Origin of the sequence: Streptomyces sp. NPDC007907 (assembly GCF_042959365.1) — a bacterium.
In the GTDB taxonomy this organism is placed as follows: domain Bacteria; phylum Actinomycetota; class Actinomycetes; order Streptomycetales; family Streptomycetaceae; genus Streptomyces; species Streptomyces indiaensis.
In genome coordinates this window covers 309,559-323,338 of sequence record NZ_JBIBKR010000002.1, presented here as the reverse complement: position 1 = coordinate 323,338, position 13,780 = coordinate 309,559, and the positions used below count along the sequence as shown (strand labels likewise).

The following is a 13,780-nucleotide window of genomic DNA, read 5'->3' as shown; positions in this document are numbered from 1 at the left end:
ATCACCCACGAACTGCTTGTTCCTGCAAGATATAGCCAGCTTTCGAGCATCATCAAGCATTCGAGCAAGGAGGGGGTGCGTTAGGGTCGCCGGAGATCGAGACGTGGAGGTGCGGATGTCGCGCGACGCCCGCTGGAAGGCACTGCTGGAGCTGCTCGTGGAGCGCGGCCGGCTGGACGTCGAGGACGCCGCGGCCGAGCTCGGGGTGTCGGCGGCGACTATCCGCCGTGACTTCGACGGGCTCGCCGAGCAGCAGATGCTGGTGCGCACGCGGGGTGGCGCGGTCGTGCACGGCGTGTCGTACGAGCTGCCACTGCGCTACAAGACGGCCCGTCACGCCTCCGAGAAGCAGCGCATCGCCACGGCGGTGGCGGATCTGGTGGCACCGGGTGAGGCGGTCGGACTGACCGGGGGGACGACCACGACCGAGGTGGCGCGGGCCTTGGCCGTGCGGGGGGACCTGACGTCCGGGTCGCCCGCGTTGACCGTGGTGACGAACGCGCTGAACATCGCCAACGAGCTGGTCGTGCGGCCCCAGTTCAAGATCGTGCTGACCGGCGGGGTGGCGCGGGCCCAGTCGTACGAGCTGGTCGGGCCGCTCGCGGACGGGGTGCTCGGGCAGATCACTGTCGACGTGGCGGTGCTCGGCGTCGTCGCCTTCGACGTGACGCATGGGGCGGCGGCGCACGACGAGGCGGAGGCGGCGGTCAACCGGCTGCTGTGCGAGCGGGCGGAGCGGGTGGTGGTCGCCGCCGACTCCAGCAAGCTCGGGCAGCGGGCGTTCGCCCGGATCTGCGCGGCCGAGGCGGTGGACACGCTGGTCACGGACACGGCAGCCGAGACGGAGATGGTGCGGCGCTTCGAGGAGGCCGGGGTGCGGGTCGTCATGGTCTGAGGGCTGGGTCCGGCGGCTCAGCGGTCCGGTGGCGGCGGGGCGGGGGCTCGGTCTGACGACGGCGGGCCGGGGGCTCCGTCCGGTGGCGACGGGCCGGGGGCTCGGTCTGGTGGCGACGGGCCGGGGGCTCGGTCCGGGGGCTCGGTCCGGTGGCGACGGGCCGGGGGCTCGGTCCGGGGGCTCCGTCCGGTGGCGACGGGCCGGGGGCTCGGTCCGGGGGCTCGGTCTGGTGGCGACGGGCCGGGGGCTCGGTCCGGTGGCGACGGGGCGGGCGGCGGTCTGACGGCGGCGGCTCGACAACCGCCGGCCGGCAACCGCCGGCCGGCAACCGCGGGCCGGCAGCCGCAGCCCGGACGCGGCCGTCCGTCGGCAGTCCGGCGGCGCGGCCTTCCCCCGGCGGTTCTACGCTGGGGCTGAGGCGCCTACCGGCAGGAGGCCGTCATGGGTGAAGGTGCGCAGGACCGGGGCATGCCGGGCGGCCGGCGCTATGTGCCGATCGCCGAGCACGGGCTGATCGGCGATCTGCGCAGTGTGGCCCTGGTGGGGACCGACGGCACCATCGACTGGTACTGCTGCCCGTCCTTCGACGCGCCGAGCGTGTTCGCCTCGATCCTGGACGTGGAGCGCGGGGGTTGCTTCGCGCTGGCGGCGTCGGTGCCGGCGCGGACCAAACAGTTCTACTTCCCCGACACCAATGTGCTGATCACCCGGTTCTTCACCGAGGACGGGGTCGGCGAGGTGCAGGACTTCATGCCGGTCGGCGGCGGACCGGCCGAGGCCGAGCGGCACCGGCTGATCCGGCGGGTGGTGTGCGTACGCGGCGCGATCCCGTTCCGGACGCGCGTGGCGCCCCGCTTCGACTACGGCTCCCTGCCGCACACCGTCCGGCTGTCCGGCGACACCGCGGTGTTCGAGGCCGACGGGCTGGCACTCGCGCTGACCGCGACCGTGCCGCTGGAGGCCGACGGGCCGGACGTGCGGGGCGAGTTCAAGCTGTCCGAGGGCGAGACGGCGGTGTTCGCGCTGGACAAGGTCGGCGGCGACGTGACGCCGCGCCGGTGTGCGCGTACGGAGGCCGAGGAGCAGTTCGCGGCGACGGTGGCGTACTGGCGGCACTGGCTGTCGGCGTCCCGGTACAAGGGCCGCTGGCGGGAGATGGTGCACCGCTCGGCGCTGACGCTGAAGCTGCTCACGTACGCGCCCACCGGGGCGATCGTGGCGGCGCCGACGACGAGCCTGCCCGAGGAGCTCGGCGGCGAGCGCAACTGGGACTACCGGTACGTGTGGGTGCGCGACGCGGCGTTCTGCGTCTACGCCCTGCTGCGGCTGGGCTTCACCGGGGAGGCCGAGGCCTTCATGGACTTCGTGACCCGGCACATCAGCCCGGGTGACGGCAAGGTCTCCGGGCCGCTTCAGATCATGTACGGCATCGACGGCCGCACCGAGCTGCCCGAGCGCACCCTCGGCCATCTGGAGGGCCACCACGGCTCGGCGCCGGTACGGGTCGGCAACGCGGCGGCCGACCAGCTCCAGCTCGACATCTACGGCGCGCTGATCGACTCGATCTACCTCTACGACAAGTGGGCCAAGCCCATCTCCAGCGGCCACTGGGACGACGTGTGCGCCCTGGTGGACTGGGTGTGCGCGCACTGGGACCAGCCCGACGAGGGGATCTGGGAGACGCGGGGCGGGCGCCGGAACTTCCTGTACTCGCGGCTGATGTGCTGGGTGGCGATCGAGCGGGCCATCCGGATGGCCAACCGGCGCGGCCTGCCCGCCGACCTGCCTCGCTGGCGGGAGTGCCGCGACACGATCTACCGGCGGATCATGAGCCGTGGCTGGTCCGAGGAGCGCGGGGCCTTCGTCCAGCACGAGGACGGCGACGTGCTGGACGCGGCGGTGCTGATGATGCCGCTGACGAAGTTCATCGCCCCCACCGACCCGAAGTGGCTGTCGACGCTGGACGTGCTCACCGAGGAGCTGGTGTCCGACTCGCTGGTGTACCGCTACGACCCCCGCTCCAGCCCCGACGGGCTGCGCGGCGACGAGGGCACGTTCTCCATCTGCTCGTTCTGGTACGTGGAGGCCATGGTGCACGCGGGCCGGATCGACGAGGCGCGGCTGGCCTTCGAGAAGATGCTGACGTACGCCAACCATCTCGGCCTCTACGCCGAGGAGATCAGCCACACCGGGGAGCAGCAGGGCAACTTCCCGCAGGCGTTCACGCACCTCGCGCTGATCAGTGCGGCCTTCAATCTGGACCGGGCGCTCGGCTGACACTCAGTGGCCGTGCTCCTCCGCCTCATGCCCCTCGGGGGTATCCGTCCCGGATGCCGCTCCCCCGGCGTGGACGGTGAACGCCGCCGTACGGACCGTGCCTTCGTGCTTGAAGTCGAGGAACAGGCGGTAGGAGCCGGAGCTGGGGGCCGTGGCCGTGAACGAGATTTCCGGGCCCGGCTCGGTCGCGCCGTCGCCGGGTTCGCCGTTCGGATGAACGTGCAGGTAGGCGAGGTCGCCGGAGCGCAGGGCGACCAGGTGGCCGTAGGCGCCGAGGTAGGGCTGGAGGTCGGTGACGGGCTCGCCGTCGCGGGAGACCTGGAGTGTCAGCTCGCTCGCCCGGCCCGGGCGCAGGGTGCCGGCCAGCTTCACGTCGTAGGCGCCGGCCCGGGCCGTGGTGCTCGCGGGCGGGAGCCGGCGTGCCTCGTAGGGGCCGGAGGCGGCGAGGTCCGTACCGAGGGTGAGGTTCCGGGCGTTCTTCTTCGCCGGGGTGAAGTCGGCGAAGACGCGGTAGCCGCCCGCGCGGGGCAGGTCCACGAAGGTGCTCCAGGTGCCGTCGGCGGCGCGGGTGGGGTGCAGGTGGCGGTAGGTGACCAGGTCGCGTGAGGCCACGACTAGGTGGAGTTCTTTGTCATGTTCGCGCTGGTAGGCGGTGAGCGCGCGGCCGGCGGCGTCCCGGACCGTGAAGCGCAGGTCGGCCCGCTCGCCCGCGGTCACGCGCGGGGTCTTCAGGTCGAGTGTGTAGCCGCCCTCGGAGATCTGCAGTCCGCCGGCCGGGGGCGTGTCGTGTCCGGCGTGACCGCCACCCTCCCCCTGCTCCGGTGTGGGCCCGGGGTGTTCGCCCTCGTGCTTCGGGGGGCTGTCGGCGACGACGGGGTCCATGCCCTGCCCGACTCCGTAGGCCGTGCCGAACGTCGCTGCCAGGGCGGCGGCGAAGGTGGTGATCCGCAGTGCGGTGTTCATGGCCGTCGACTCCTTCGGATACCGGGCCTCCCGCTCCACCGCGGAGGTACCCATGCATTTCACAATACCCCTAGGGGGTATGCAGTCAAGTCCTGCTCACGCTTGCATCGTATACCCCATAGGGGTATACGATGACCTCAGCGAGGGGATACCCCCGCCCCGTATCTCCGCTTCTGTCGGATCACCATCAGGAGGCACCCGATGCCCGCCACCACCTACGTCGTCTCCGGAATGTCCTGCGGCCACTGCAAGGCCACGCTGACCAAGGTCATCGGCGAGCTGGACGGCGTCAGCGGCGTGGAGGTCGACCTCGACACCGGCCGGGTCACCGTCACCACTGCCGCCGAGCCCGACGACGCCGCGGTCGCGGAGGTCGTCGACGAGGCCGGCTACGAGCTGACCGGGAGGGTCTGAGCCATGAGCACCGGTACGACGACCCGAAGCGAAGCCGAGGTGGAACTCACCATCGGCGGCATGACCTGCGCCTCCTGCGCGGCGCGCATCGAGAAGAAGCTCAACCGCATGGACGGGGTGAGCGCCACCGTCAACTACGCGACGGAGAAGGCCAAGGTCAGCTACTCCGACGGGGTCTCCGTCGGCGACCTCATCGCCACCGTCGAGGCGACCGGGTACACCGCGCAGGAACCCACTCCCGCCGCCGAGCGCGACGACACGAGCGAGAAGACCGACGAGCTGCGGCCGCTGCGCGAGCGGTTGGTAACGGCCGTGGTGCTCGCGGTCCCCGTCGTCGCCATGGCGATGATCCCGGCGCTGCAGTTCGAGTACTGGCAGTGGCTGTCGCTCACGCTGGCCGCGCCCGTCGTGACGTACGCGGCGTGGCCCTTCCACAAGGCGGCGTTCACCAACGCGCGGCACGGCGCGGCCACCATGGACACCCTCATCTCGGTGGGCACCTCGGCCGCGTTCCTCTGGTCCTTGTGGGCGCTGTTCCTCGGCACCGCGGGCACCCCGGGCATGACACATCCCTTCGAGCTGACCGTCGAGCGCACGGACGGCGCCGGGAACATCTACCTGGAGGCCGCCGCGGGCGTGACCGCCTTCATCCTGGCCGGGCGGTACTTCGAGGCCCGCGCCAAGCGCACGGCGGGCGCCGCGCTGCGGGCCCTGCTGGAGCTCGGCGCGAAGGACGTCACGGTGCTGCGTGCCGACGGCCGCGAACAGACCGTGCCGGTCACGGAGTTGACGGTCGGCGACCGTTTCCTGGTCCGGCCCGGCGAGAAGATCGCGACGGACGGGACGGTCGACGAAGGGTCCTCCGCCGTGGACGCCTCGATGCTCACCGGCGAGTCCGTCCCCGTGGAGGTGGGCGCGGGCGACCCGGTCACCGGCGCCACGATCAACGTCGGCGGACGGCTCGTCGTACGGGCCACGCGGGTCGGCGCCGACACCCAACTGGCCCGGATGGCCCGGCTGGTGGAGGAGGCGCAGAACGGCAAGGCCGCCGCGCAGCGGCTCGCGGACCGGATCTCCGCCGTGTTCGTGCCGGTGGTGATCGCCCTGGCGCTCGGCACCCTGGGTTTCTGGCTGGGCAACGGCGTCGGCCTGACGGCGGCCTTCACCGCCGCGGTCGCCGTCCTCGTCATCGCCTGCCCCTGCGCCCTGGGGCTGGCCACGCCGACCGCGCTGATGGTGGGCACCGGGCGGGGCGCCCAGCTCGGCATCCTGATCAAGGGCCCGGAGGTGCTGGAGTCCACGCGCCGGGTCGACACCGTGGTCCTCGACAAGACGGGCACGGTCACGACCGGCCGGATGACGCTGCTGGCCGTGCACCCCGTAGAGGGCACGGACGAGGCCGAAGTGCTGCGGCTGGCCGGGGCGTTGGAGCACTCCTCCGAGCATCCGATCGCCCGGGCCGTCGCCGACGGGGCGCTGGAGAAGCTGGGCGCCCTGCCCACGCCGGAGGACTTCGCCAACGTCCCCGGGCTCGGTGTGCAGGGCGTCGTCGACGGCCACGCGGTGCTCGTCGGCCGGGAGCGGCTGCTGGCCGACTGGGCGCTGGGGCTTCCCGAGGACCTGGCCAGGGCCCGGGCGGCGGCCGAGGACGCCGGGCGCACGGCCATCACCGTCGCGTGGGACGGCGAGGCGCGTGCGGTGCTGGAAGTGGCCGACGCGGTGAAGGACACCAGCGCGGAGGCGGTCGCACGGCTGCGGGTGCTCGGCCTCACGCCGATCCTGCTGACCGGCGACAACGAGGCGGTGGCCCGGTCCGTCGCCCGCGAGGTCGGCATCGAGGAGGTCATCGCCGAGGTCCTCCCGCAGGACAAGGTCGACGTCGTCGAACGGCTGCAGGCCGAGGGCCGGTCGGTGGCGATGGTCGGCGACGGGGTCAACGACGCGGCCGCCCTCGCCCGGGCCGATCTGGGCCTGGCCATGGGCACCGGCACGGACGCCGCGATCGAGGCCGGCGACCTGACCCTCGTACGGGGCGATCTGCGGGCCGCCGCCGACGCCATCCGGCTCGCCCGCCGCACGCTCGGCACCATCCGCTCGAACCTGTTCTGGGCCTTCGCCTACAACGTGGCGGCCCTGCCGCTGGCCGCGGCCGGTCTACTCACCCCGATGATCGCCGGGGCGGCGATGGCCTTCTCGTCGGTCTTCGTGGTCGCCAACTCGCTGCGCCTGCGCACGTTCCGGGCCACCGGCTGAGGCACCGGCACATGTCGGACGACGCGATCCCCGGCAGCCGGTCGGCGGACGTCCGCTCGCACCCGGTGTTCCGCCTCACCGGGGTGGCCGTCCGCCGTCCGGGCACTCGGGAGGTACCGGCTCGCAGGGGCGCCGAGCGTGCGCCGGGCGTGAGCCGGTACCTTGCTGGGGAAGGCCACTGCGGGGAGAAGCACATGACCGATCCGACGACCACAGACGCGGACGCCCCCCGTCCGCTCCGGAACACCCAGGACTCCGCGGGTGCACGCGGCCGGCGGCTGCTGGGCGCCGTGTTCGCCGATCTCAGGGCCGTGGACGGCGCCTTGTACGCGGCGGTGGCCGCGACCCCCACCCCGACCCTGGACCGGGCGCTGCGCCACCTGTCCCACGCGGCCGACCACTCCAAGATCTCGTTCGGCATCGCCGCGGCGTTGGCTCTCGCCGGCAAGCGACCGCGCAGAGCCGCGTTCGCCGGCGTCGGCGCGATCGCCGTGGCATCGGCCTCCGCGAACCTGCTCGGCAAGCGCCTGGTGCGCCGTGCGCGGCCGGACCGGGAGGCGGCCCGGGTGACGGTGGACCGGCACGTCAAGATGCCGACCTCGGCGTCGTTCCCGTCCGGGCACACGGCGTCGGCGGTCGCGTTCGCCACGGCCGTCGGCGTGGTCCTGCCCCCCGCGGCGGTCCCGCTCGGAGCACTGGCGAGCGCCGTCGGCTACTCCCGCGTCCACACCGGCGTGCACTACCCGGGCGACGTGGCGGCGGGAGCGGTGCTCGGCATCGCCAGCGCGGCAGCGGCCCTGGCGGCGGCAGCGGCCACCCCGTCGGCGAGGACCCAGGCCCTCCTCGCGTCGGCCCGCCAGTGGCCCCGCATCACCATCGGCGGCCTCGTACGCGGCTGAGCGGGGCGGCGCACGCGGCCGATCCCGGCCCGCCGGTGCGTTCCGCGCGGTCGGGGTTGCCCCACCAGGTGTACCGCAGCATCACTCTGCCGGCCGCCTGCGGACTCCCCGCTCGCATCTTGCAGTGCGCCCCGTCTGCAGCCCTCCTTTTGCGGGCGCCGGCCGAGTGCTGGTGGGCTCGGTTGAGGGTGGAGTCGACTGACACGGTCCAGTCCACCCGGCCCACCGCGTCGTCGCAAACCTGGAGGTGCTCCAGCAACGTCGCCCGGATCCCGACCACTTCCCAGCGGGCGAACCGCACGCCAGACGGTCTGCCATGGCCCGTGCCATTCGGGGAGATCGCGCCAGGGAGTCCCGGGCCGCAGCCGCCCCTGCACACCGTTGACCACTTGGCGGTGATCACGCCATGGACGGCCGCGTCCGCCCCGCTTCGGCAACAGCGGTCCAATCCGCTCCCATGCCGCGTCCGTCAACTCGCCTCGCACTGACACAGATCACCCTCCGAAACCCCCGCAGGAGCTCGGTGCGGCAGGAGCCCGCACAGGGCTTTCGGGTCAGGTGCGGTGCGCTGGACGGTGCCGTCGGGGCGGACCAGTGCCGCTGCGGTGTGGCCCCGGCGGAGCCAGCGGTGCAGGGCGGTGCCGGGCGGGGCGGTGACCAGGACACCGCCGCGGTCGTGGACCTCGGAGCGCAGTGCGGGCGTGACGGCTGCGGAGGTGACCAGCGCGTAGCGGCCCGCGGCCAGGTCGTCGAAGCGCCGGCCGTCCGGCAGCGGGGCGTTGGGACACAGACGTCCCGCGAGGCCGAGCCCGAGCCGTCCGCGGCCGACCAGGGCTGAGCGGTGCAGGGCCGGGGTCCGGCTGTCGAGAATGCGATTGCTCAGGCCGGGAAGCCGGTGCAGGTGGGGTGCGAGAAGACGGCGGAGGGCGCTGCCGGTGTCCCCGCCCGCGGTCATGGCGGTGCCGACCAGCTTGGCGAGGGTGATCATCGAGCGGGCGTGCGGCTTGCGTTCTGCCTCGTAGCTGTCCAGCACGTGTTCGGGGAGGCGGCCGTCGAGCACAGCGGCGAGCTTCCAGGTGAGGTTGGCGGCGTCGCGCAGGCCCGCGCCCATGCCCTGGCCGATGAAGGGCGGTGTGAGGTGGGCGGCGTCGCCGAGCAGGAAGAGACGCTGCTTGCGCCAGTGGTCGGCGATCTGGGCGCGGAAGGTGTACTCGGCCGTGCGCACGATCTCCAGCTGCTCCGCGTGGAGGTCGCCGGTCCAGGGCCGGACGAGGGGGTGCAGGCTGGTCATGTCGCGGTAGTCGTCGGCGTGTTCACCGGAGAGGAGCTGGAACTCCCAGCGGTGGCGGCGCTCGCCGATGCGCATGTAGGTGGCCGCACGCACGGGGTCGCAGACCTGGTGCACGCCCTCCCACTGGGCCAGGTCGGCGTCGGTGGCGAGGTCGACGACCAGCCAGCGTTGCGTGAAGGCCAGGTCCTGCATGGTGGCGCCGATCGTCTCGCGGGCCAGGCTGTTCGCGCCGTCGCAGCCGAGCACGTACCCGGCGGTCACGGTGCCTGTCTCGCCGGTGGTCCGGTCGGTGAGGCGGACTCGTACCGGCCCTCCGTCGGACTGCGCGATCGCGGTGATCTCCACGTTCCCGCGCAGGGTGACGCTCGGGTGCCGTTCGAGGTTGGCGCGCAGCAGCTCCTCCAGTTGGGGCTGGTCGAACATGTTGGCCTCGGGATGACCGTGGCGGCCCAGGTCGGCGCCGCGCCGGAACTCGGCCAGCACCCGCAGCTCGCGGTCCAGGAGCCGCAGGCCGTGGGCGGGGCGGGAGATGGCGGCGAACTCCTCGGCGACGCCGAGGCGGGCGAGCAGTCGGTAGATCTCGTCGTCCAGGTGGACCGCCCGCGGAAGTGGGTAAACCGATTCCCAGCGGTCCAGCACGAGTGTCTCGATGCCGTACTGGCCCAGCAGTGTCGCCGCGGCCAGCCCGGTGGGGCCGGCGCCGATGACGACGGCCGGGACGGCGCGGACGGTCATGACATCACCGGTCCGGGCGTCGGCCGGGACCAGGTCCAGCGCAGGGCGTACTGGTCGAGGACCGCGCTGATGGCTTCGCGGTCACCGGTGCCGGGGGTGACGGACACGAGGACGGAGCCGTCCTCGATCGCCGCGTCGACGTGGGAGTCGTGGCCGTGGCCGGCCAGGGCCTCCGCGACGGCGCGTCGGGTGGCGTCGGCCCGCAGGGCGAGTTTGTAGGGCTTGCCGACATCGGTGACCGGCAGCGCGGTGAGGACGGTGACGGTCTTCGGCGCTGCCGCGGCTTCCGGTACGTGTTCGGCGGCCCACCGGCGGAGCTCGTCCTCGCTCACGTCCGCTTCCGGCGCAAGGGTCACGTACGCCACCGGGACCTCGCCCGCGTGCGGGTCAGGGCGTCCGACCGCGCCGGCGCCGGTGACGTGCGGGTGGGCGAGCAGCGCGTCCTCGATGGCGGCCGGGTCGATGTTGTGGCCGCCGCGGATGATCAGGTCCTTGGCGCGGCCGGCCAGGTGGACGAACCCGTCCGAGTCGAGACGGGCCAGGTCGCCGGTGTCGAGCCAGCCGTCCACGAGCTTGCCGAGGCCGTCGAGGACCGGACGGCCTCGGTCGTCGCGGCCGGTGACGTAGCCGGCGAACACGGTCGGGCCGCCGATCACCAGCAGGCCGGTCTGCCCGGCGGGGAGCTCCGTCCACGAGTCCGGGTGGACGGCCTTCACGTGCTGGTAGGGCATGCGCTGCCCGACAGCGCCGGGGCGCGGCGCGTCGGGAAAGCTGCGGGCGCTGGCGCAGGTGGCCTCGGTCAGGCCATAGCCCTCGACCAGCGTCACCCCTGTGTGGGCCTCGAACGCGGTGCGGACGGCGTCGGGCAGCGGCGACGCGCCGACCATGGCGTGCCGCAGGCTGCTGATGTCCGCCGCGCCGACGGCGCACCGGGCGAGCACCTGGTAGACGGTCGGTACCGCGCTCATGGCGGTGATGCCGTAGTGCTCGACGATCGACCAGAACTCCCCGTACAGGGCCGGTTCGCGATAGCCGAGTGGTCCTGCCCACACCACCTGCTGGCCCTTGAACAGCGGCGCCAGCAGTGTCACGACGAGGGCGTTGACGTGGAACAGGGGCAGGGCGGCGAAGACGACGGCGTCGCCGTCGAGCATCGAGTTCGCGGCGATCATCCAGGCGTTGGCGACCTCGCCCGCGTGGGTGTGCGCCGCGAGCTTCGGGGTGCCCGTCGTGCCACCGGTGTGGAAGAACGCAGCCAGGTCACCCGCCGCGGGCGTCTCGCCCGCGAAGCCGGACGCATCGTCGCCCCGGGACAGCTCCGCCAGTTCGCCGACCAGGACACCGCCGAGTCTCGGCAGCGGAACCGAAGGGGCCTGCGCCTCCCTGGGGCGGAGCACCAGGACCGCGTCCAGGGCGCCGGTCAGCTCGGGGACCTTCGCCCACACCTCCGGGGCCAGCTCGGGTCCTGCGGCGATGAGGACCCGCGCGCCGGAGCGCCTCAGCAGCTCGCCCAGATGGCCCGGGGCGAGTGCGCCGTTGAGCGGCGCGGCGATCCCGGCGAGCTGGCCGGCCAGAGTGGCCGGTATGAGTTCCGCGCAGTTGGGCGACATCAGGGCTACGGCGTCGCCGCGCCGCACCCCGAGACGGTGCAGCAGGTTCGCGTAGCGGTGCACCCGATCCAGCAGGCGGGCGAACGTCAGCTGGGCCGGCCCGCGCCACTGGGCAGCGTCGGGCAGCACCGTCAGGGCGGTGCGGTCCGGCCAGGTGCTCGCCGCGCGCACGAGCAGGTCGTAGGTCGAGCCGGGCAGACCGCGCGCCTCCAGCGGGATCGCCTCGACCGAGGGCAGGTCGTCGGGGCCTCGGTAGCGGGGCCACAGCAGGTCCTCGGTCACCGCGCGTACCTCACCGTCGTGCGCTGGCAGCCCAGGTCGAGCCTGCGGTCGTCGGTGGCGACGGCCGCCTCCACCAGGTCGCCGTCACGCAGGTACTTGGGGTTCTTGGCCTGGGACTTGAAGAACAGCCGCCACTTGGTCGCGGCCGGCAGCAGCGAGCCCAGGATCTCGACCGGCTTGGGCGGCGCGCTGAGCGCGGTGCCGACCGGGGTACCGGTCAGCAGCAGATCGCCGGGGTCCAGCCGCTGGAAGCCGCTGAGTGCCCGAAGGGCTTCGAGCGGCCGGAAGATCATGTCGGCGGCGGGCATGTCCTGCCGAAGCTCGCCGTTGACCCACAGGCGCAGCCGCAGCTCGGCGAACCGGTCGAGGTCGCCCTCCTCCAGCAGCACCAACGCCGGTCCGGTGGGGGTGAAGGTGGGGTAGGACTTGGCCTCGTAGAACTGGGTCTTGGGCAGTTGCAGGTCCCGGGCGGAGACGTCGTTGGTGACCACGAGGGCGGCGACGTGGTCGGCGAGGTTCGCGGCGGAGACCTCGGTGCCGACCGGGAGCGATGCGCCGATGACGAGGCCGATCTCCACTTCGTAGTCGAGCAGCCGCACGTGGGCCGGCTTGACGATGTCCTCGTACGGGCCGCTGATCGACCCGGACGCCTTGCGGAAGAACGCGAGCGGGACGCTGTTCGGTGCAAGGCCCGCATCGGCCGCGTGCGAGGCGAAGTTCGCCATCTGGGCCACGACCCGGCACCCTGGGGTGACCGGGGAGAGCACCGCGAGGTCGGTGACCGGCACGCCGGCGGCGGTGCTGTGCGCGGCGGCGGTGACGGCCTCCCGGTCGGCCAGCAGTGCGGCGGTGGTGGCGGCCGCGGTCCGGACCCGGACGGCGCGCTGATCGCGGACGGCGTACCAGCCGTCGGCGGTGCGCAGGACGTTGACGCTCATCGGTTCATCGCTTTCATCAGGCCCAGCAGGCGGCCGGGGTCGATCTCGTTGTCGGCGCGCAGTGCGCGCACGACCTCGCGGATCAGGGCGGGGGTGGGGTGGGTGCCGAGGAAGTCGCGGGTGGCGGGCGGGCCCCACTGGGCCAGGCCGCTCGCGGACATCGGGGCCCAGCCGGGTTCCAGGTCGCAGTCGAACAGGTCGCCGTCGGCGAAGTGCTCGACCATCAGCCTGTCCGGGTCGCGCCAGTAGTCGAAGAGCTGGCTTCCCTGGATGTGCCGGCCGATGCCCCAGCTGCGCCGGTAGCCGCGCTCGGCGAGGTACTGCCCGCCGGCGGCGATCGCGTCGAGGTCGGTGACCTGGTAGGCGGAGTGGACGTAGCCGGTGCGCGGACCCAGGTGCATCGCGAGAGTGTGGTGGTCGACCGGCGTGCTGCCCTGGTCGCAGCGGATGAACGCCATCGTGGGCCCGCGGTCGCGCCGGCCGTCCAGGAACAGGAAGTCGCTGACGATCAGCCCGAGGGTGTCCAGGTACCAGTCCAGGGCCCGGGTGAACCTCGGCGTCTCCAGGACCACGTGGCCCAGCCGCTGGATCCGGGCGGGTTCGCGCGGCGGGCGCTGGGTGGTGTTGGTCCGGATGCGATGGCCGCCGAAGTTGAGCGGGAGCGGGGGCTGTTCGGGCAGGGCCGGGAGCTGCTCGGTGCCGTGGACGACACGGACCGGGAAGCCGGACGGGTCGGCCAGGTCCACGACCCGCCCACCGCCGAACTCCCCGAGTTCGCGGGCCGGATGGCCGGTGGCGCGGGCCAGGCGGTCCAGGTCCGCGCGCTCGGCGGCCCGGAACGCCGGGCCGAGGAACCGCGAGGTGCGGCCGTGGCGCACTACCACGCACGCCGAGCCGGGCAGGGTGCCGCGCAGATACAGCGCCCGGCTGGTGCGCTCGGCCACGGCGAAGCCGAAGTCGCGGGCGAACACTTCGGCGCGGACCAGGTCGGGTTTCTCGAATTCCAGCCAGGCCAGGTCCGCCACTTTGATCACGGGCTGCCGGGCGCGGCCGGGGTGTTCCCCGCGCAGCGGCCCGTGCTCGCTGTGCAGGTCCTGGTGTGCGGTGATGGGTCCGGGCGGGCGGGCACGGTCGTCCGACATGGGGGCTCCGTCAATGGTGGCTCGAACGGATGGGCTTCTGATGAGAAGCTCTTAATTGATAGAAGCATCAAACTTGAAGGC

10 protein-coding genes and 1 pseudogene are annotated in these 13,780 nt (G+C 73.0%); 5 read left to right on the top strand and 6 right to left on the bottom strand.

Features of this window, described 5'->3' with window-relative positions; genetic code table 11:
* Positions 1 to 115 precede the first annotated feature (115 nt).
* The gene (locus ACFZDI_RS07440) at positions 116 to 895 is read left to right on the top strand and encodes a DeoR family transcriptional regulator (RefSeq protein ID WP_391248440.1); all 780 of its coding nucleotides are present in this window, start codon (positions 116 to 118) and stop codon (positions 893 to 895) included.
* Positions 896 to 1,336: 441 nt separating this feature from the next.
* Positions 1,337 to 3,172 (top strand): glycoside hydrolase family 15 protein, encoded by a 1,836-nt coding sequence (locus ACFZDI_RS07435; RefSeq protein WP_372486665.1) that lies wholly within the window; start codon positions 1,337 to 1,339, stop codon positions 3,170 to 3,172.
* Positions 3,173 to 3,175: 3 nt separating this feature from the next.
* On the opposite strand, the gene ACFZDI_RS07430 is transcribed toward ACFZDI_RS07435, so the two are convergent.
* Positions 3,176 to 4,135 carry a hypothetical protein gene (locus tag ACFZDI_RS07430; protein WP_391249479.1) on the bottom strand — a complete coding sequence of 320 codons (960 nt, stop codon included), beginning with the start codon at positions 4,133 to 4,135 and terminating at the stop codon, positions 3,176 to 3,178.
* A 201-nt stretch (positions 4,136 to 4,336) separates the two neighbouring features.
* Between ACFZDI_RS07430 and ACFZDI_RS07425 the strand changes: the two genes are divergently transcribed.
* The 3 genes from ACFZDI_RS07425 to ACFZDI_RS07415 all read left to right on the top strand — a co-directional run bounded on the left by ACFZDI_RS07425 (position 4,337) and on the right by ACFZDI_RS07415 (position 7,701).
* Positions 4,337 to 4,549, top strand: coding sequence for a heavy-metal-associated domain-containing protein (locus ACFZDI_RS07425; protein WP_234848782.1), 213 nt, complete (start codon positions 4,337 to 4,339; stop codon positions 4,547 to 4,549).
* Positions 4,550 to 4,552: 3 nt separating this feature from the next.
* Positions 4,553 to 6,802 carry a heavy metal translocating P-type ATPase gene (locus ACFZDI_RS07420; protein WP_391248437.1) on the top strand — a complete coding sequence of 750 codons (2,250 nt, stop codon included), beginning with the start codon at positions 4,553 to 4,555 and terminating at the stop codon, positions 6,800 to 6,802.
* A gap of 194 nt (positions 6,803 to 6,996) precedes the next feature.
* Positions 6,997 to 7,701, top strand: coding sequence for a phosphatase PAP2 family protein (locus ACFZDI_RS07415; RefSeq protein ID WP_234848784.1), 705 nt, complete (start codon positions 6,997 to 6,999; stop codon positions 7,699 to 7,701).
* Between the two features lie 85 nt (positions 7,702 to 7,786).
* Here ACFZDI_RS07415 and ACFZDI_RS07410 read toward each other — a convergent pair.
* The 5 genes and pseudogenes from ACFZDI_RS07410 to ACFZDI_RS07390 all read right to left on the bottom strand — a co-directional run.
* Positions 7,787 to 8,192: pseudogene (locus ACFZDI_RS07410) on the bottom strand (transposase); the annotation flags it as partial.
* Complete coding sequence (locus tag ACFZDI_RS07405; protein WP_391248434.1) at positions 8,171 to 9,727, bottom strand: bifunctional 3-(3-hydroxy-phenyl)propionate/3-hydroxycinnamic acid hydroxylase; 1,557 nt, start codon at positions 9,725 to 9,727, stop codon at positions 8,171 to 8,173. The gene ACFZDI_RS07405 and the pseudogene ACFZDI_RS07410, both read right to left, overlap by 22 nt.
* On the bottom strand, positions 9,724 to 11,619 hold the full coding sequence (locus ACFZDI_RS07400; RefSeq protein WP_391248432.1) for an acyl-CoA synthetase: 1,896 nt from the start codon (positions 11,617 to 11,619) through the stop codon (positions 9,724 to 9,726). Before ACFZDI_RS07400 ends, ACFZDI_RS07405 begins: the two co-directional genes overlap by 4 nt.
* On the bottom strand, positions 11,616 to 12,557 hold the full coding sequence (locus tag ACFZDI_RS07395; protein WP_391248430.1) for a fumarylacetoacetate hydrolase family protein: 942 nt from the start codon (positions 12,555 to 12,557) through the stop codon (positions 11,616 to 11,618). Before ACFZDI_RS07395 ends, ACFZDI_RS07400 begins: the two co-directional genes overlap by 4 nt.
* Positions 12,554 to 13,699: a VOC family protein gene (locus tag ACFZDI_RS07390; protein ID WP_391248428.1), complete on the bottom strand. Its 1,146-nt coding sequence runs from the start codon at positions 13,697 to 13,699 to the stop codon at positions 12,554 to 12,556. The genes ACFZDI_RS07395 and ACFZDI_RS07390 overlap by 4 nt, the downstream gene beginning before the upstream one ends.
* Positions 13,700 to 13,780 lie beyond the last annotated feature (81 nt).

What these genes read in the sequence shown, in the direction of transcription:
- ACFZDI_RS07430 (WP_391249479.1), bottom strand. Translation starts at nt 4,135, where the DNA reads ATGAACACCGCACTGCGGATCACCACCTTCGCCGCCGCCCTGGCAGCG.
- ACFZDI_RS07420 (WP_391248437.1), top strand. Translation starts at nt 4,553, where the DNA reads ATGAGCACCGGTACGACGACCCGAAGCGAAGCCGAGGTGGAACTCACC.
- ACFZDI_RS07440 (WP_391248440.1), top strand. Translation starts at nt 116, where the DNA reads ATGTCGCGCGACGCCCGCTGGAAGGCACTGCTGGAGCTGCTCGTGGAG.
- ACFZDI_RS07415 (WP_234848784.1), top strand. Translation starts at nt 6,997, where the DNA reads ATGACCGATCCGACGACCACAGACGCGGACGCCCCCCGTCCGCTCCGG.
- ACFZDI_RS07390 (WP_391248428.1), bottom strand. Translation starts at nt 13,699, where the DNA reads ATGTCGGACGACCGTGCCCGCCCGCCCGGACCCATCACCGCACACCAG.
- ACFZDI_RS07425 (WP_234848782.1), top strand. Translation starts at nt 4,337, where the DNA reads ATGCCCGCCACCACCTACGTCGTCTCCGGAATGTCCTGCGGCCACTGC.
- ACFZDI_RS07435 (WP_372486665.1), top strand. Translation starts at nt 1,337, where the DNA reads ATGGGTGAAGGTGCGCAGGACCGGGGCATGCCGGGCGGCCGGCGCTAT.
- ACFZDI_RS07405 (WP_391248434.1), bottom strand. Translation starts at nt 9,727, where the DNA reads ATGACCGTCCGCGCCGTCCCGGCCGTCGTCATCGGCGCCGGCCCCACC.
- ACFZDI_RS07395 (WP_391248430.1), bottom strand. Translation starts at nt 12,557, where the DNA reads ATGAGCGTCAACGTCCTGCGCACCGCCGACGGCTGGTACGCCGTCCGC.